At 72.9% G+C, this 18264-nt stretch carries 14 protein-coding genes; 7 read left to right on the forward strand and 7 right to left on the reverse strand.

The window, feature by feature from the left end; all coding sequences use genetic code 11:
• Nucleotides 1-116 precede the first annotated feature (116 nt).
• Genes ABT354_RS30085 through ABT354_RS30100 form a run of 4 tightly spaced genes read left to right on the forward strand, consistent with a single transcriptional unit; the run spans nucleotide 117 to nucleotide 4278 of the window.
• Nucleotides 117-2822: a sensor histidine kinase gene (locus ABT354_RS30085; RefSeq protein ID WP_351499556.1), complete on the forward strand. Its 2706-nt coding sequence runs from the start codon at nucleotides 117-119 to the stop codon at nucleotides 2820-2822.
• Complete coding sequence (locus ABT354_RS30090; protein WP_351499559.1) at nucleotides 2819-3271, forward strand: roadblock/LC7 domain-containing protein; 453 nt, start codon at nucleotides 2819-2821, stop codon at nucleotides 3269-3271. Before ABT354_RS30085 ends, ABT354_RS30090 begins: the two co-directional genes overlap by 4 nt.
• Nucleotides 3272-3281: 10 nt before the next feature.
• Nucleotides 3282-3686 (forward strand): DUF742 domain-containing protein, encoded by a 405-nt coding sequence (locus ABT354_RS30095; protein ID WP_351499561.1) that lies wholly within the window; start codon nucleotides 3282-3284, stop codon nucleotides 3684-3686.
• A complete protein-coding gene (locus ABT354_RS30100; RefSeq protein ID WP_351499563.1) occupies nucleotides 3667-4278 on the forward strand; it encodes a GTP-binding protein in 612 nt (203 codons plus the stop codon). Before ABT354_RS30095 ends, ABT354_RS30100 begins: the two co-directional genes overlap by 20 nt.
• Nucleotides 4279-4346: 68 nt before the next feature.
• Here ABT354_RS30100 and glpK read toward each other — a convergent pair whose 3' ends face one another.
• From glpK to ABT354_RS30120, 4 genes are all read right to left on the reverse strand, one after another.
• The gene (glpK, locus tag ABT354_RS30105; protein WP_351499565.1) at nucleotides 4347-5855 is read right to left on the reverse strand and encodes a glycerol kinase GlpK; all 1509 of its coding nucleotides are present in this window, start codon (nucleotides 5853-5855) and stop codon (nucleotides 4347-4349) included.
• A 43-nt stretch (nucleotides 5856-5898) separates the two neighbouring features.
• Nucleotides 5899-6666 (reverse strand): MIP/aquaporin family protein, encoded by a 768-nt coding sequence (locus ABT354_RS30110; RefSeq protein ID WP_351499567.1) that lies wholly within the window; start codon nucleotides 6664-6666, stop codon nucleotides 5899-5901.
• A gap of 263 nt (nucleotides 6667-6929) precedes the next feature.
• Complete coding sequence (locus ABT354_RS30115) at nucleotides 6930-8126, reverse strand: lipid-transfer protein (RefSeq protein WP_502983527.1); 1197 nt, start codon at nucleotides 8124-8126, stop codon at nucleotides 6930-6932.
• A gap of 56 nt (nucleotides 8127-8182) precedes the next feature.
• On the reverse strand, nucleotides 8183-8701 hold the full coding sequence (locus ABT354_RS30120) for a Zn-ribbon domain-containing OB-fold protein (protein WP_351499569.1): 519 nt from the start codon (nucleotides 8699-8701) through the stop codon (nucleotides 8183-8185).
• 189 nt (nucleotides 8702-8890) lie between these two features.
• Between ABT354_RS30120 and ABT354_RS30125 the strand changes: the two genes are divergently transcribed.
• Nucleotides 8891-9394 (forward strand): NUDIX domain-containing protein, encoded by a 504-nt coding sequence (locus ABT354_RS30125; RefSeq protein WP_351499571.1) that lies wholly within the window; start codon nucleotides 8891-8893, stop codon nucleotides 9392-9394.
• On the opposite strand, the gene ABT354_RS30130 is transcribed toward ABT354_RS30125, so the two are convergent.
• On the reverse strand, nucleotides 9385-11901 hold the full coding sequence (locus ABT354_RS30130; RefSeq protein ID WP_351499573.1) for a TIM-barrel domain-containing protein: 2517 nt from the start codon (nucleotides 11899-11901) through the stop codon (nucleotides 9385-9387). The two genes, ABT354_RS30125 and ABT354_RS30130, sit on opposite strands and share 10 nt — an antisense overlap.
• Before the next feature lie 320 nt (nucleotides 11902-12221).
• Between ABT354_RS30130 and ABT354_RS30135 the strand changes: the two genes are divergently transcribed.
• Together ABT354_RS30135 and ABT354_RS30140 are read left to right on the forward strand one after the other, a co-directional pair.
• The gene (locus ABT354_RS30135) at nucleotides 12222-14204 is read left to right on the forward strand and encodes an acetoacetate--CoA ligase (protein ID WP_351499576.1); all 1983 of its coding nucleotides are present in this window, start codon (nucleotides 12222-12224) and stop codon (nucleotides 14202-14204) included.
• Between the two features lie 156 nt (nucleotides 14205-14360).
• Nucleotides 14361-15506 carry a DUF8829 domain-containing protein gene (locus tag ABT354_RS30140; protein WP_351499578.1) on the forward strand — a complete coding sequence of 382 codons (1146 nt, stop codon included), beginning with the start codon at nucleotides 14361-14363 and terminating at the stop codon, nucleotides 15504-15506.
• Nucleotides 15507-15648: 142 nt separating this feature from the next.
• Here the strand turns inward: ABT354_RS30140 and ptsP are convergent, their stop codons facing one another.
• Both ptsP and ABT354_RS30150 read right to left on the reverse strand, forming a co-directional pair.
• Nucleotides 15649-17319 carry a phosphoenolpyruvate--protein phosphotransferase gene (gene ptsP, locus ABT354_RS30145; protein ID WP_351499580.1) on the reverse strand — a complete coding sequence of 557 codons (1671 nt, stop codon included), beginning with the start codon at nucleotides 17317-17319 and terminating at the stop codon, nucleotides 15649-15651.
• 77 nt (nucleotides 17320-17396) lie between these two features.
• A complete protein-coding gene (locus ABT354_RS30150; RefSeq protein ID WP_351499582.1) occupies nucleotides 17397-17846 on the reverse strand; it encodes a PTS sugar transporter subunit IIA in 450 nt (149 codons plus the stop codon).
• Between the last annotated feature and the right edge of the window lie 418 nt (nucleotides 17847-18264).

An 18264-nucleotide genomic window follows, 5' to 3' on the forward strand; every position in this document is an offset into this window, starting at 1 on the left:
AGGCTGAAAATCGACCGGACGTGTCTTCGAGTTGTCGTTGTGTCAGTAGTAGGCTCGCGCCGTTTGTTGACGGAGCAACACCGTTGCCCGAGGGCGGCGTTGAGCAGGGGGAGGCCATGCGCTTTCGCGGGAAGTCCATCCGCAGGAAGATCATGGCCCTGTTGCTTGTGCCACTGGTCTCCATGACCGCCCTCTGGGCCTTCGCCACCGTCATCACCGGCCGCCAGGCGAACGACCTCTGGGAGGTCGGCGAGGTCACCGAGAAACTCGGCCACCCCGTCGCCACCACCCTCCAGGTCCTCCAGGACGAGCGCCGCCAGAGCCTGGTCTACCTGGCCGACCGCCGCTCCTCCACCGCCCTGCCCGCCCTCCACGAGAGCCGCCACGCCACCGACGCGGCCATCGCGACCCTCAAGCGGAACGCCTCCCGCCAAGAGGTCCGCGACGATATGCGCCCCGACGCCGAACGACGGCTGTCCTCCCTGCTCAAGGGGTTCGACGGCCTCGCCACCCTGCGCCGCTCCGTCGAGTCCGGCACCGTCAGCCGCACCCAGGCCCTCGACTACTACAACCGTATGGTCGAACCCGGCTTCGGCTTTCTCACCGTCCTCCACGCCATCCACGACGTGGCCATCGAACGACAGGGCCGCGCCCTCGTCGGCGTCGCCCGGGCCATCGAGATGCTCTCCCGCGAGGACGCCCTGATCGCCTCCGCCCTCACCGCCGGACGCATCACCGAGCCCGAGCTGCGCACCCTCTCCGACCTCGTCGCCCACCGCGAGCTGTACTACGACATGAGCCTGGAGGGACTGCCCGCCAAGGAACGCGGCATCTACGTCCAGTTCTGGCGCAGCCCCGAGACCGCGCCCCTGCGGGACGCCGAGGAGAGCCTCGTCAAGGGCGGCCCGGTCACCGCGGCGGACCGCTCCGATCTGGACGAGTGGCGCCAGGCCGCCACCCCCGTCCTCACCGAGCTGCGCCGCGAGTCCCGCGCGAGCGGCGACCGCTACCAGGACCGCGTCGACCCCGCCGCCCGGGGCGTCTTCATCCAGGCCGGTGTCGCCGGAGTCCTCGGCTTCCTCGCCCTCTCCGTCTCCCTCGTGGTCTCCGTCCGCATCGGCCGGGTGCTCATCCGCGATCTGTCCCGGCTCCGCAAGGAGGCCCACGAGGTCTCCGGCGTCCGCCTCCCCAGCGTGATGCGCCGCCTCGCCTCCGGCGAACAGGTCGACGTCGAGACCGAGGCCCCCCGCCTGGAGTACGGCAAGGACGAGATCGGCCAGGCCGGCCAGGCGCTCAACACCCTCCAGCGCGCCGCCGTCGAGGCCGCCGTGCGCCAGTCCGAGATGCGCCGCGGCGTCTCCGAGGTCTTCGTCAACCTCGCCCGCCGCAACCAGGTGCTCCTCCACCGCCAGCTCACCCTGCTCGACACCATGGAGCGCCGCACCGAGGACACCGAGGAACTGGCCGACCTCTTCCGCCTCGACCACCTCACCACCCGCATGCGACGCCACGCCGAGGGCCTGGTCATCCTCTCCGGCGCCGCCCCCTCCCGGCAGTGGCGCAACCCGGTCCAGCTCATGGACGTGGTCCGCGCCGCGGTCGCCGAGGTCGAGGACTACGAGCGCATCGAGGTCCGCAGGCTCCCGCGGATCGGCGTCGGCGGCCCGGCCGTCGCCGACCTCACCCACCTCATCGCCGAACTCCTGGAGAACGCCACGGTGTTCTCCCCGCCGCACACCGCCGTCCATGTGATCGGCGAACGCGTCGCCAACGGATTCACCCTGGAGATCCACGACCGGGGCCTCGGCATGGCCCCCGAGATCCTGCTCGAAGCCAATATGCGGCTCGCGGAGACCCCCGAGTTCGAACTCTCCGACACCGACCGGCTGGGCCTCTTCGTCGTCAGCCGCCTCGCCCAGCGGCAGGGCGTCAGGGTCTCCCTCCAGCAGTCCCCGTACGGAGGGACCACCGCCATCGTCTTCCTCCCCGCCGCGCTGCTCACCGAGGCCCCGGACGACGACTCCGCCGCCGGATTCCGCCTCGACCGCAGAAGCGACGGGCCGGCGGCCCGCCGGGAGGCGGGGGAGACCCGGCTGTCGGCGCTCACCCGGTCCCCCCGGTCGCCCCGGCCCGACGCCCTCACCGGCCCCGACGCCCTCACCGGTCCGGGGATGCTCACCGACCCCGCCACCCTCCTCGGGATCGATGGCCCCGGGGTTCCGACGGGCCCCGGCACCCCCGGCGGCACGGACGAAAGCACCGAGCCCCGCTTCCGGCCCCGGCCCCGCGCCCCCCGCCGGACCGCCGCCGACGAGCGGCACCAGCAGACCGCCGATCCCGCGCACGACCACCCCGTACCCCCTGTCCCGCTGCCCCGGCGCAAGCCGCCCACGCTCGTCGCCGACCACGGCCGGCGGGTGGACAGCCCGGGAACCCCGTCCGGCTCCCCGGCGGCGGACCGCCCCCGCGCGGTGCCCGGCCCGGCGCGGCCCGCGCCCGTCTCCGGCCAGGAGCAGCCCGTACCCCCGGCGCGGGACACCGGCCCCGCCACGATCGACGGACTGCCCCGCCGGGTCCGCCAGGCCAGCCTCGCTCCTCAGCTGAGGGCGAACGCCCCCGCCGAGCGGACCGGCGCCCCCGCACCGGACGGGGAGAGCGAGCGGGACGCCGAGGAGGTGCGCGCCCGGATGGCCTCCATGCAGCGGGGCTGGCAGCGGGGCCGCCGCCAGAACGCACAAGGGGGCGACGACGCCGAGCGGACCACCGGCGCCGTCCCCGGACCGACAGCACCACGAACCACACCGGAGGGGGACGGTCGATGACCGCACCGCATGCCGCAGCAGCACATACCGATACCGGACGGGGCGCCACCCTCGGCGGCGGCGCCCTGAGCTGGCTCCTCGACGAACTCGTCGAACGGGTCGGCAGCATCCGCAAGGCCCTCGTGCTCTCCAGCGACGGCCTCGCCACCGGCACCTCCAGCGAGCTGACCCGGGAGGACAGCGAGCACCTCGCCGCCGTCGCCTCCGGCTTCCACAGCCTCGCCAAGGGCGTCGGCCGCCACTTCGACGCGGGCAGGGTCCGCCAGACCGTCGTGGAACTGGACGAGGCGTTCCTCTTCGTCACCGCGGCCGGCGACGGCAGCTGTCTCGCGGTGCTGGCGGACGCGGACTCCGATGTCGGCCTGGTGGCGTACGAGATGACGCTCATGGTCAAGCGGGTCGGAGTCCACCTCGCCACCGCGCCGCGGACCGGTTTCGCCGGGGGATGAGGGGCCCGGCATGAGCGAGGCGACCCACCGTCCCCGGCAGCCGCACCACTTCATCGACGCCGACGCGGGCCCGGTGGTCCGCCCGTACGCCATGACCCGGGGCCGCACCAACAGCACGTCCCAGCACCGGCTCGACCTGATCGCCCTGGTCGTACCGGAGCCCGAGGCCGACCACACCGATCATGACCAGTCGCTCTCCCCGGAACACGTCGAGATCGTGGAGCGCTGCGAGGACGCCCCGCAGTCGATCGCCGAACTCGCCGCAGGACTCGATCTCCCCGTCGGGGTGGTCCGGGTCCTGGTGGGTGATCTGGTGGACGACGCACTGGTCCATGTCACCCGTCCTGTTCCCCCGGCCGAACTGCCGGACGTCAATATTCTCCGCGAGGTGATCAATGGCCTTCGGGCGCTCTAGCAGCCGACGGCCCGTCGTCGAGCCCGTCACGCTGAAGATCCTGGTCGCGGGAGGCTTCGGCGTGGGCAAGACCACCCTGGTGGGCGCGGTCAGCGAGATCAGACCCCTGCGTACGGAGGAGGACCTGAGCGAGGTGGGCCGGCCGGTGGACGACACGGTGGGGGTCGAGGGAAAGACCACCACCACGGTCGCCATGGACTTCGGACGGATCACCCTCCGCGAGGACCTGGTCCTCTATGTCTTCGGGACCCCGGGCCAGGACCGCTTCTGGTTCCTCTGGGACGAACTGGCCCAGGGCGCCCTCGGAGCGGTCGTCCTCGCGGACACCCGCCGCCTGGAGGACTCCTTCGCCGCCGTGGACTACTTCGAGCGCCGGGGCATCCCCTTCACCGTCGCCGTCAACTGCTTCGACGGCGCGACCCGCTTCCCGACCGACGCGGTACGGGCCGCGCTGGACCTCGACCCCGGGGTGCCGCTGATGATGTGCGACGCCCGCGAGCGGGAGTCGGCCAAGGAGGTGCTGGCCGCGGTGGTGGAACACGCGCTGGTACGGGTCGCGGCGGCCCGCCGTGAACCCGCCCCCACGACCTGACGCCCGTGCCTGTGCGTATGCCCGTGCCCGTGGCCATGATCTGAGCCACGGCCACGGGCGGCCCGCCGTCAGCCCGCTGGCTCCTCCCACCCGAAGCTGCGCTCCACCGCCCTGCGCCAGTTGGCGTACTCCCGGTCACGCGTCTCCGGGGCCATCGCGGGCGTCCACTCGGCCTCCTTGCGCCAGTGCGTCGTCAGCTCGTCCGTACCCGACCAGACACCCGTGGCGAGCCCCGCCGCGTACGCCGCGCCCAGACAGGTCGTCTCGGAGACCTGCGGCCGGATCACCGGCACCCCCAGCACATCGGCCTGGTGCTGCATCAGCAGCCGGTTCGCGGTCATCCCGCCGTCGACCTTCAGGGTGGTGATCCGGACCCCGGAGTCCTCGTACATGGCGTCCACCACCTCCCGCGTCTGCCAGCTGGTCGCCTCCAGCACCGCACGGGCCAGATGCGCCTTGGTGACATACCGGGTCAGACCGGTGATCACCCCACGGGCGTCCGCCCGCCAGTACGGGGCGTACAGCCCGGAGAACGCCGGGACCACATACGCCCCGCCGTTGTCGTCCACGCTCGCCGCCAGGGTCTCGATCTCGGCCGCGTCGCGGATGATCCCCAGCTGGTCACGGAACCACTGCACCAGCGCCCCGGTGATCGCGATCGACCCCTCCAGGCAGTACACCGGCGCCCGCTCACCGATCCGGTAGCCCACGGTGGTGATCAGCCCGTTCTTCGACGGAACAGGCCGCTCGCCCGTGTTCAGCAGCAGAAAGCTTCCGGTGCCATAGGTGTTCTTCGCCGTCCCCGGCTCGTAGCACGCCTGCCCGAAGACAGCCGCCTGCTGGTCGCCGAGGGCGGCGGCCACCGGCACACCCGCCAGCGGACCCACGGCCCGCCCGTACACCTCGGACGAGGAACGGATTTCCGGCAGCATCGCGCGCGGTATCCGCATCTCCGCCAGGATCTCCGGATCCCAGTCCAGCGTCCGCAGATCCATCAGCAGCGTCCGGGAGGCGTTGGTGACATCGGTGACATGCACCCCGCCCTCGGTGCCCCCGGTCAGATTCCAGATCAGCCAGGAGTCCATGGTCCCGAAGGCGATCTCGCCCGCCTCGGCCCGCTCCCGCAACCCCGGGATCTCCGCCAGCAGCCATGCCGCCTTGGGCCCGGAGAAGTAGCTGGCCAACGGCAGTCCGGTGGTCTCCCGGAACCGGTCCTGCCCGTCCGCCCCGCCCAGCTCGGTACAGAGTCCGGCGGTACGGGTGTCCTGCCACACGATCGCATGGTGCACGGGGCGGCCGGTGGACCGCTCCCACAGCACCGTCGTCTCGCGCTGATTGGTGATGCCGAGCGCGCTGATCCGGTCGGCCGTCAGGCCCGCCCGGTCCAGCGCCCCGGCCACCACCGCCCGCACCGTGGACCAGATCTCCGCCGCGTCGTGCTCCACCCAGCCGGGCCGGGGGAAGATCTGCCGGTGCTCCCGCTGGTCGACGGCGACGATCGCGCCGTTCCGGTCGAAGACGATGCAGCGACTGGAGGTGGTGCCCTGGTCGATCGTCGCGACGAAGGTGTCCGTCATCACCGTGTCCCCGTTCGGGAGATCCTCGGGATGTCCCGGGATCTCAGTAGATGAGGTTGAAGAGCAGTCCCGCGAGCGCCCCGCCGACCATCGGCGCGGCGACCGGGATCCAGGAGTACCCCCAGTCCGACGACCCCTTGTTCGGGATCGGCAGCAGGGCGTGGACGATACGCGGCCCCAGGTCACGGGCCGGGTTGATGGCATAGCCGGTGGGCGAGCCCAGGCAGAGACCGATACCCACGACCAGCAGCGAGACCAGCAGGATCGAGATGCCGGAGCCATAGATCCCGGCCTCCTGCCCGGCGATCTGGCCGACGCCGATGCCGGCGTTCTTGTTGAAGGAGAGGATCGGCAGCACCAGACCGACGGTCACGATCACCTCGGTCATGATGTTGGTGACGGGATTGCGCACCTCGGGGGCGGTGGCGAAGATCCCCAGCGTCGGCTGGGCCTTGTCCGCCTCCCGGTTGGCCTGGAACTGCGAGTAGTAGACGAGATAGCCGAGGACGGCTCCCAGCATCGCCCCGACGAACTGGGCGAGGATGTAGAGCGGCACCTTGCTCCACTCGCCGGTGTCGATGGCGATGGCGAAGGTCACGGCGGGGTTGAGATGGCCTCCGGAGAGCGGGGCGGAGGCGTAGGCCCCCGCCAGCACCCCGAAACCCCAGCCGAAGGTGATGACGATCCAGCCGGCGCCGGTGGCACGCGCCTTGGAATAGGGGAGGTTGACGGCGGCGCAGACACCGACACCGAACATGATCAGGATGGCGGTGCCGAGCACCTCACCGACGAAAATGTCTCCGTTGCTCATGGCGACTCCTAGGCCCTCACCCGGGGCCGGGCCCCGGTCCTGCGTGCAGGATGCGTACTGCATGGGGGGTGCCGTGGACATGGGAGCCGGGAGCGGAGCGGTCCGCCCGTCGTCCGGCGCCCTGACGAGCGTGGTGACCGTGCCGACAAGCGGCCCTTGCCGAGGGCGGTGCGCACAACCGCCGACGAGATGGCAGTGTTCACCCGTGCTGAGGGACCGTCAAGGTCGCCTGTGCGCGTACGGGTGGACGGGTGTCCGGTCGTTCACCCCACCGCGATCAGCGCCGAGCCGTGCCCGAACAGGCCCTGGTTCACGGCGATCCCGATCCGTGCCCCGGCCACCTGGCGCGCTCCGGCCGTCCCCCGCAGCTGCCGGGTCAGCTCGCAGAGCTGGGCGATGGCCTGGGCGGGCACCGCCTCGCCGAAGGAGGCGAGACCCCCGCTGGGGTTCACCGGGAGCCGCCCGCCGAGCGTGGTCGTCCCGTCCCGCAGCAGGCCGGCCGCCGCACCGGGCGGACAGAGCCCGAGATCCTCGTACCACTGGAGCTCCAGCGCGGTGGAGAGGTCGTACACCTCGGCCAGGGACAGCTCCTCGGGCCCGATGCCCGCCTCCTCGTAGGCGGCGCGGGCGATCGAAGCACGGAAGCCGTCCCCGGGCGGCCCGTCCGCGGGGGCCGGGTCGGTGGCGATCTCCGGCAGGTCGAGCACGGCCCGGGGGTAGACGGGGGTGACGGTCGACACCGCCCGCACCCGCACCGGCCGCGTCACGCCATGGCGCCGGGCGAAGCCCATGCCGGAGAGCACCACCGCCGCGCCCCCGTCGGAGGTGGCACAGATGTCCAGCAGCCGCAGCGGATCGGCGACCAGGGGGGAGGCGGCCACCTCCTCGGCGGTGACCGGACTCCGGTAGCGGGCGTACGGGTTGGCCGCGCCGGCGCGCGCGTTCTTCACCTTGACCCGGGCGTAGTCGGCGGGGGTCTCGCCGTACAGCGCCATCCGGCGGCGGGCGAGGAGGCCGAAATAGGCTGGATTGGTCGCCCCGAGGACCCGGAAGCGCAGCCAGTCGGGGTCATCGGGGCGGTCCGCGCCGCCGACGGGGGCGAAGAAGCCCTTCGGGGCGGCGTCGGCGCCCACCACCAGTGCCACCTCCGTCTGGCCCGCGAGGATCTGGGCGCGGGCGGTGGCGATGGCCTGCGCGCCCGAGGCGCAGGCGGCGTACACGCTGGTGACCCGGGCTCCCTGCCAGCCGAGCGCGCGGGCGAAGGTCGCTCCCGCCACCTGTCCGGGATAGCCGCCGCGCACCGTGTTGGCGCCGACCACCGAGCCGATCCGCCGCCAGTCGAGACCGGCGTCGGCGAGCGCGGCCCGCGCGGCGACCGTCCCGTACCGGACGAAACGGTGTCCCCACTTGCCCCAGGGGTGCATTCCCACCCCGAGGACCGCGATATCGCCGTCGCCCATGACGTCACCCATGACATCGCTTGCGCCGTCGTTCGTGCCGTCGCTGGTGTCGTGGTTCATGAGGGCGCCCCGGGGGATCCGGTCGCGCCCGGGGGCGCGGAGCCCGGGACCGGCCGCCAGTGCCAGGTCGTCCAGACGGTCTCCCCCTCCTCGTACAGCACCCCGGGCACCGCCTCGGCCGCCATGCCCACGGCGAGCTCCGCTGTGGACACCCCGGGTGGGCCCTGGCCGAGGACCACGATCCGCGCACCCCGGGGGAGCGCCAGCTCCACCGCGAGCAGGACCCGGCTCTCCCATGGGGTGTGCGGATCGGAGGGATAGGGAAGGGGCGGCCGGTAGCGGCTGTCGGTGTACGACCAGATCCGGCCATGACGGGGGAGCGGGACCTCGCCCAGCTCCCCTCCCGCGCACCCGGGGTTCCGGCAGAAGTCGTCCCCGGGCGGGAAGAAGACCGCGCCGCACCCCGAGCACCCCGAGCCGAGCAGCCGGAACGCCTCCGTATCCGCACCCTCCGCACCCGTACCCCTCGCCGCGTCCCCGGTGAACCAGCCCTCCACCACGGGTGTCCGAGCCATGGCACCTCCCGTACAGCCGAATCTGACGGTACGTCAGAAGTGTGCCACGCCGGGACCGGGCCGCGACCCCCGTGCACCGGACCTGTCGCGGGACCGGGTACGGGAGCCGGTGCCACCCGGCGGCCGGACGCCGTACCGGCCCCGCGGACCGGCCAACTGCCGTACCCACGGGTCGGATACAGTCCGCGCGTGCCCAAGGACTCGTACTGCGGAACCTGCGGAGCCCCCTACGGACCCCTCACCGGCTGGCCGCGCACCTGCGCCGCCTGCGGGGCCGTCGCCTACCGCAACCCCCTGCCCGTCGCCGTCGCCCTCCAGCCCGTCGAGGACCCCGACGGCATCGGACTGGTCGTCGTCGTCCGCTCCATCGAACCCCAGCTCGGCGGAGTCGCCCTCCCCGGTGGCTTCATCGACCACAACGAGGAATGGCAACACGCCGTGGTCCGTGAGCTGCGCGAGGAGACCGGCATCGAAGCCGACATCGGCGACGTCCGGCTCGCCGATGTCCTCAGCTCGGCCGACGGCCATCTGCTGGTCTTCGGCACGCTCCCCATACGCCCCGCCGACACCCTGCCACCCTCCCGCCCCACCGCCGAGACCACCGGATGGCATCTGCTGCGCACCCCCGCCGAACTCACCTTCCCGCTGCACACCACGGCGGTACGGCGATGGTTCCTGCACCGCTACGACTGACCGGGACTCCCCGGGCCCGGCCCCCCAGGCCCTCGACCGGCGCTCCCCGGGTCCGGGCCCGGCCCCCGGCCGGTGCCCCCGGGGGCCTCGCCCAGCCCTCGCACCCGAACCGGCCACCGGGGCCGGCCCGAGCCCTCCGTCCTGATCTGCCTCACCCGCACCCGGCCGTCGACCAGCCGGGTCGTGTACCGCTCCACCTCCGACCGCTCCCAGCCGTCACCCGCGTCCGGGATCACCAGACCACCACCCCGGCGGCCCGGCGCCGGAGCCCACACCTCCAGCTCCAGCCGGCCCTCCCGGCCCCGTACCGGAACCACCGCCCCCGCCCGCGCCAGCACCGGGATCCGGTCCGCCGGCGCGGCCACCACCACCTGCCCCGGCCCCTCGTACACCCGCTCCGTCACCGTGTCGTACCAGCGCCCCCGGGGCAGCCGCACCACCCGCCGCTCCACCCCCGGCTCCAGCACCGGCGCCACCAGCAACGCGTCCCCCAGCAGAAACGCGTCCTCGCACTCCCGCAGCAGACGGTCGTCCGGCGCCCCCCACCAGAGCGGACGCACATACGGCGCCCCCGTCAGACGGGCCAGCTGCGCCAGCGTCACCCAGTACGGACGCAGCCGCTCCCGCTCCTCCAGCACCGCCCGCGCGCCCGCCAGCACCCCGGGGCCGAACTCCCACGGCTCCCGCCGGCCCGCCCCGATCGCCGCATGGGTACGGAACAACGGCAGATAGGCGCCCAGCTGGAACCAGCGCAGATACAGCTCCGGCGACGGACTCCCGTCGAAACCCCCGATGTCCGGACCCGAGTACGGCACCCCGCACAGCCCGAGCCCCAGCACCAGCGAGAGCGAGGCCCGCAGCCCCGGCCAGCCGGTGGCCACATCACCCGACCAGGTGCCCCCGTACCGCTGCATCCCCGCCCACCCCGACCGCGAGAACAGGAACGGCCGCTCCTGCGGACGGAGCGCGCGCAACCCCTCGTACCCCGCGCGCGCCATCGCCAGACCGTAGACATTGTGGGCCTCACGGTGATCGCCGCCATGGCCCTCCAGCGCGTGCCGGGCCGACCGGGGCAGCGTCCGGTCACCGAACGGCGCGAACGACACCGGCTCGTTCATGTCGTGCCAGAAACCCGAGAACCCCTGCGCCAGCCGTTCCGCGTACAGCTCCCCCCACCATCGGCGCACCCCCGGATCGGTGAAGTCCGGATAGACGCACCACCCCGGCCACACCACCCCGCGCACCGCACGCCCCCGCCCGTCCCGGACGAACGCCCCTGCCTCCGCTCCCCGCTCGTAAACCTCCGACCCGCGCTCCGCCTTCACCGCGGGATCGACGATGGACACCAGCCGCACCCCCTCCTCGCGCAGCTCCCGGGCGAGACGGGGCAGCGCCGGAAAGCGCTCCCGGTCCACCGTGAACACCCGATGACCGTCGTAGTGGTCGATGTCCAGATGGACCGCGGAGAGCGGAAGTCTTCGCTCCCGGTACCCCGAGACAATCCGGCGCACCTCCGCCTCGCTCCCGAAACCCCAGCGGGCATGGTGCGGACCCAGCGCCCAGGACGGCGGCACGGCGGGCGCCCCCGTCAGCCGCGCCCACCGCGCCAGCACCCGGGACGGCTTGCCCACCATCACCCAGCAGCGCAGCGGACCGCCCTCCATCCGTACCTCGCACACCCCCGGGCGATCATGGCCGGAACCCGCGCCCTCCTCGCCCTCCCGGAGCGTCACCCGGCCGTCCCAGGGGTTGTCGTGGAACGCCAGATGCGTCCCCGCGTCCGACACCACCCATAACACCGGCATCGTGATGTACAGCGGGTCGTCCGACGGGCCGAAAGGGCCCCGGGGGTCCGTGTTCCACAGCCGGTGCACCCCGTCCCGCAGCCGGGGGCCGCCGGCCCGCCCGCCCAGGCCGAAGAAGCGGGCGTCGGCGGGCACCTCGGTCCGCAGGGTCCACCGGACCGCCCCGGCACACACCGCAGCCCCGGCCCCCGTACGTCCTTCCGCCCCGGCCTGCTCCGCCCCCGCGTCCGCGGGACCGCCCTCCGGCTCCCACCAGCGCGGCGGGTGGTCCCGGCGCAGCACCACCCCGCCCGGAGTCCGCACCTCCACCGCCCCGTGCCGGGAGACCAGCACCGTCACCCGCTCGGACACCACCCGCCAGCCGCCGTCCTTGTCCGGCTCCAGCACCGCCCGGGGATCCGGCTCCGGAACCGGACCCGTCAGCGCGTACGAGGGCCCCGGCGCGGCCCCGTCCCAGCCCCAGAAGACCGCGCCGCCCACCACCACCCGGATCAGCAGCTCCGACCGGGCGAACCGCACCACCCCGCCCCCCGGCAGCGGCTCCGCCCCCGTCACCTCCCCGGGGACCCTCGCGCGCTCGGCACCCCGTACGGGCAGCTCCCGGGCGTCGAGCCGCCGCATCCGCCACCCCGAACGCGCCGCCCGCCACCACCGCAGCGTCCCGAAACTCCTCAACGCGCGCACCAGTTCCCGACCGTCCATGCGGCTCAGCCTGCCATCGCGGGGGGCGTACCCGGGCTGTGTTCGGACCCCGTTCACCCGCCGCGCAGTCCACGCCCCACCCACACGGACCACACCTCCCACCCGGCCCGCTCGCCCCACCCGTACAGCCACCCGCTCAGTCCCCCGTACAGCCCCTCGCTCAACCCCTCGCTCAGCCACCGGAACGACGCCCACCGGCCGTCCCTGGTGCCCGGGACGATCACATGGCATCGTCCCTGTCAGCCGGGCACACCCCGCCCGGCCGGACCCACCGCCGACAGAACCGGGCCACCACGAGCGAGAACACCGGGAGCCGTGCCATGACCTCCGCAGCGAACGCCACGCCCCTGTGGCAGCCGGACACCCACCGGATCGCCGCCGCCCAGATCACCCGCTTCCAGCACTGGGCCGCCGAACGCCACGGAGCCCCCGCCGACGGCGGCTACCCCGCCCTCCACCGCTGGTCCGTCGATCACCTCGACACCTTCTGGGGCGCCCTCGCCGAGTGGTTCGACATCCACTTCACCACCCCGTACGAGACGGTCCTCGCCGACCCCGCCATGCCCGGCGCCCGCTGGTTCCCCGGCGCCACCCTCAACTACGCCGAACACGCCCTCCGCGCGGGCGCCGACCGCCCCGACCACCCCGCCCTCCTCCATGTGGACGAGGTCCAGGGACCCACCGCCACCACCTGGGCCGAGCTGCGCCGCCAGGTCGGAGCGCTCGCCGCCGAACTCCGCGCCCTCGGCGTACGCCCCGGCGACCGGGTCAGCGGCTACCTCCCCAACATCCCCCAGGCCGTCACCGCGCTGCTCGCCACCGCCGCCGTCGGCGCCGTCTGGACCTCCTGCGCCCCCGACTTCGGCGCACGCAGCGTCCTCGACCGCTTCCAGCAGGTCGAACCCGTCGTCCTCGTCACCGTCGACGGATACCGCTACGGCGGCAAGGAGCACGACCGCCGCGAGATCGTCGCCGAACTCCGCCGCGAACTCCCGAGCCTCCGCGCGGTCGTGCACATCCCGCTCCTCGGTACCCCGGCGCCCGACGGAGCACTCGACTGGTCCGCCGTCACCTCCGCCACCACCGAACCCCACTTCACACCGGTCCCCTTCGACCACCCCCTGTGGGTCCTCTACTCCTCCGGCACCACCGGACTGCCCAAGGCGATCGTCCAGTCCCAGGGCGGCATCCTGCTGGAACACCTCAAACAGCTCGCCCTCCACTGCGACCTCGGCCCCGGCGACCGCTTCTTCTGGTACACCTCCACCGGCTGGATGATGTGGAACTTCCTCGTCTCCGGCCTGCTCACCGGCACCACCGTGGTGCTGTACGACGGCAGCCCCGGCCACCCCACCACCGGCGCCCAGTGGGATGTCGCCGAACGCACCGGGGCCACCTTCTTCGGCACCTCCGCCGCCTATGTCATGGCCTGCCGCAAGGCCGGCGTCCACCCCGCCCGCGACCACGACCTCAGCCGGGTCGCCTGCGTCGCCACCACCGGATCACCCCTGCCCCCCGACGGCTTCCGATGGCTCCACGACGAATTCGCCGACCGGGGCCACGATCTGTGGATCGCCTCCGTCAGCGGCGGTACCGATGTGTGCAGCTGCTTCGCCGGAGCCGTGCCCACCCTCCCCGTCCACATCGGGGAACTCCAGGCCGCCTGCCTCGGCACCGACCTCCAGTCCTGGGACCCGCACGGCCGGCCCCTCACCGGCGAGGTCGGCGAACTCGTCGTCACCCGGCCCATGCCCTCGATGCCCATCCACTTCTGGAACGACCCCGACGGCAGCCGCTACCACGAGAGCTACTTCGAGATGTTCCCCGGCGTCTGGCGGCACGGCGATTGGATCACCCTCACCGAACGCGGCTCCGTGATCATCCACGGCCGCTCCGACTCCACCCTCAACCGCCAGGGCGTCCGCATGGGGTCCGCCGACATCTACGAGGCCGTCGAACGCCTCCCCGAGATCCGCGAATCCCTGGTCATCGGGGTGGAGGAAGCCGAGGGCGGCTACTGGATGCCGCTCTTCGTCCAGCTCACCGAGGGCACGGTCCTCGACGACGCGCTCCGCGACCGCCTCCGGCGCACCATCCGCGAACAGCTCTCACCCCGGCATGTCCCCGATGACATCATCGAGATCCCCGCTGTGCCGCACACCCTCACCGGCAAGCGCCTCGAAGTCCCGGTGAAGCGGATCCTCCAGGGCACCCCGCTGGAGAAGGCCGTCAACCCCGGCTCCGTGGACGACGTCGGCCTGCTCTCCTTCTACGAGGACCTGGCCCGCACCCGCCCCCACTGAGGCGCCAGCGCCGCAGCCCTCTCCGTGGTGCGACGCCGCCCCGCCCGACCCTCCTGGCCCTCCTGACCAGGGGCGGAACCCTGCGGGCGGGGCGTTGTCAGTGGCAGCCCCTACGGTGGGTGAACAGAAGTCCACAGAACGCGAGGGGGAGCAGCCATGGGATACGACAGCACACCGGCCCCGGCCGAGGAACCACGCCGCCCGGACCACCCCACCGGAGCCATGGAATCCGCCCGGGACCAGGGAAACACCGCCCGGGACCGGGGAAGCACCGACCGGGGCGGGACGGCCACCGGGAGCGGCACCGACACCCGCGAGCGCCGGCCCGGCCGCTCCGGGCGCCGCCGACGCCGCCGGGGCCCCACCGGATCCCGGCCCCGGGGCAGGACCGCCACCCGCACCCTCCTCCGCCGGGAGAGCGCGGGCACCGTCGCCGTCCTCGCCGACCCCCATGACTTCCAGGCCATGCGCCGCTACCGCACCTTCGCCTTCGACGACCACCCCCACTACCTCCAGGAGACCGAGAGCCTGCTCAAGACCCTCGCCACCCGCCAGCTCCACACCGCCGTCGCCCTCTTCGACCCCGAGGACTTCGCCGCGTACTGCACCGAACACGGCCTCGAACCCGACTCCCCGCTCAGCCGCGCCCGCTACACCGCGGAGATCCCCGCCCGCGGCTGCGCCCTGCCCTACGCCGGAGAACCCCTCGACGGGCTGCTGCCCCTTCTTGTGGACACCGCGGTACGCCGCGCCACCTGGGAGTACGCCTCCCTCCTCCTCGCCGACGCGGGCCCCTGCGCCGACTGCGGCCAGGACATCGGCGAGGCGGCGCTCGACCAGGCCGCCCATCTGCTGCGCGGACTCCTCAGGGCCGCCGGCCCCGGCGCACAGCATCTGGTGTGCAGCGTCTCCGCCCCGGCGGAGCAGCTGATCGCCGTCTTCCACGCCGATGGAGCCGGCACCCCCGGCGCGGAGGGAGCCGGCCCCGCCGACCCGCCCGGCGACGACGACGCCGTGCCGGACACCCCCGAGGCGGCGGAGTTCATCACGGTGCTGGCCACCGCCATCGCCCTCCGGCGGCCCGGCGGGCTGGTGCTCCGCGTCAGCACCCCCGGCGCCCCGGACCGGCTGCACGGCTGGCGGATCCACCCCCGAGGGCTGGACCCCCTCAGCGAGGCCGAGGTCTTCAGCGCCTACTGCACCGACGCCGCCACCGGTGAACCGATCGCCCCCGAGCCCGGAGTCGAGTACCGAGCGGGCTTCCCCGTCCCCGACGACTACCCCCACACCGACCACCACTGAACCGCTCCCAGCAGGTTCCGGAGCACGGTGACCCACCGTGCTCCGGACAGACGGAAGGGCCCCGCGCCCACCGGCCGCGAGGCCCTTCCGTATCCGGCCGCTCCCCGGGCCCCGCTCATCGGCGGGGCCCGAGGAGATGTCACTACTCCCCGGACAGCACCGCCCGCGCGGCCACCCGCGCCTCCTCGGCACTGTCCGAGGCCCGCGCCGCCGCGGCCGCCCGCTCGCACTGCGCGAGCGTGTACTTCGCCAGCGTGGACCGCACATACGGAATCGACGCCGCGCCCATCGACAGGGAGGTCACCCCGAGCCCGGTGAGCACACAGGCGAGCAGCGGATCGGCGGCCGCCTCACCGCAGACACCACAGCTCTTGCCCTCGGCCTTCGCGGCCTCGGCCGACAGGGCCACCAGATCCAGCAGCGCCGGCTGCCAGGGGTCCTGGAGCCGGGAGACCGCGCCCACCTGACGGTCGGCGGCGAAGGTGTACTGCGCCAGATCATTGGTGCCCAGCGAGAGGAACTCGACCTCCTGGAGGATCGACCGCGCCCGCAGGGCCGCCGAGGGGATCTCCACCATGGCGCCGAACTTCGCCCGCAGCCCGGCCTCGCGACAGGCGTCGGCGAATGCCTTGGCGTCCGCGCGGTCCGCCACCATCGGCGCCATGACCTCCAGATAGACCGGAAGCCCCTCGGCCGCCTTCGCCAGCGCCGTCAGCTGGGTCCGCAGCACCTCCGGGTGGTCGAGGAGGGTCCGCAGCCCCCGCACACCCAGCGCCGGGTTCGGCTCGTCGGCCGGGGTGAGGAAGGAGAGCGGCTTGTCCGCGCCCGCGTCCAGCACCCGGACGACCACACGGCCCTCGGGGAACGCCTCCAGCACCTTCCGGTACGCCTCGACCTGCTTCTCCTCCGACGGGGCCCGCTCGCTGTCGTCCAGGAAGAGGAACTCGGTACGGAAGAGCCCGACGCCCTCGGCGCCCGCGTCCACCGCGGCGGGCACATCGGCGGGGCCGCCGACATTGGCCAGCAGCGGCACCTTGTGGCCGTCGGAGGTGGCCCCCGGTCCGCTGGAGGAGGCCAGCGCGGCCTTCCGCTCGGCGGCGGCCCGCGTCAGCTCCTCCCGCTTCTCCCGGCTGGGCTCCACGAAGATCTCGCCGGTGCTGCCGTCGACGGCGACCAGCGTTCCCTCGGGCAGCTCCCCGGCGCCCGGCAGTGCCACCACGGCCGGGACCCCGAGCGCCCGCGCCAGGATCGCGCTGTGGCTGGTCGGCCCGCCCTCCTCGGTGACGAACCCCAGCACCAGGGCCGGGTCGAGCAGAGCGGTGTCGGCGGGCGCGAGATCCCGGGCGATCAGTACATAGGGCTCGTCACTGTCCGGGACGCCCGGCATGGGTACGCCCAGCAGCCGGGCCACGATCCGGTTCCGGACGTCGTCCAGGTCGGCCACCCGGCCCGCCAGATACTCCCCGGCGCCCGCCAGCAGGGCCCGGTAGGCGGCGAACGCGTCGTACACCGCGCGCTCGGCGCTGCTGCCGACGGTGATCCGGCGCTCCACATCGGCCATCAGCTCGGGGTCCTGCGCCATCAGCGCCTGGGCCTCCAGCACGGCCTGTGCCTCGCCGCCGGCCAGATTGCCCCGGGCGATCAGGTCCGCGGCCACCGCCTCCACGGCCTGGTGAGCACGACCCTGCTCACGCTCCGCGTCCTGCGCCGGGATCTGCTTGGCCGGCGGTTCGAGGACCGCAGTCCCCATGTGCCGGACCTCGCCGATCGCCACACCGTGGCTCACCCCGACGCCTCGCAGCGTTGTTCCCATCTCACCGTCTCCGATCGAGCGGCGGTCCGCCCCGCCGCACTCCATGTCCTACTGGTCCGTCACTCCCGTACCCGGCGTCACCGCCAGGTGAAGAGGGAGTCACCGGCCTTCACATCGCCGTCCTCGCGTACCTCGCCGAGGGAGTCGGCGGTCGCCTCCAGGGCGACGACGGGGCAGATCGCGGACTTGCCCGCGGCTTCCACGGCGACGGGGTCCCAGCGGACCACGGCCTGGCCGCGGGTCACCGTGTCGCCCTTGTTGACCAGCAGCTCGAAGCCCTCGCCATTGAGCTGGACGGTGTCGATGCCGAGGTGGACAAGGACGCCGTGGCCCTCGGAGTCGACCACGACGAAGGCATGCGGATGGAGGGAGACCACGACTCCGTCCACGGGGGACAGTGCCTCCGACGGCTCGCGCACGGGGTCGATGGCGGTACCGGGACCGACCATCGCACCCGAGAACACCGGATCGGGCACAGCCGCGAGTCCGATGACACGTCCGGCAAGAGGTGACGTCACTGTGGTCATGGAGCCTCCCTGGGGGCGGAGATTCGTTACGCGCCGTCACTACCTGTTCCGGACGGCGCACTGTTCAGCAGCGTAAGTCATATGAAGTCCCAGTTCTGCCTGAAAGCCCTGGGTTGGGTGGATCTAGGTGTGCTCGGGAAACGATTTGCCTCCCCTCTGGACATCGGGGTACTGTCATACCTCCCGCCGGGCCCCACCACGACGTCGAGTCGAGGGGCTGGCGGCAAACCCATCGAGCTTCGCTCTTCTTCCGGGCCATTGCTCTGCCATGCGGCAGAGAGGGTGGTCAGGAAGCCGGAAAAAGCCTGATAAGGTTTGAACACACCGAAGGGAAAAGCCCGGAGGGCCCCGTGAGACGGGCTCGAAGGAAGCGTCCGTTCCTTGAGAACTCAACAGCGTGCCAAAAGTCAACGCCAGA

It is taken from the genome of Streptomyces sp. NPDC000594, from assembly GCF_040299965.1.
Taxonomy (GTDB): domain Bacteria; phylum Actinomycetota; class Actinomycetes; order Streptomycetales; family Streptomycetaceae; genus Streptomyces.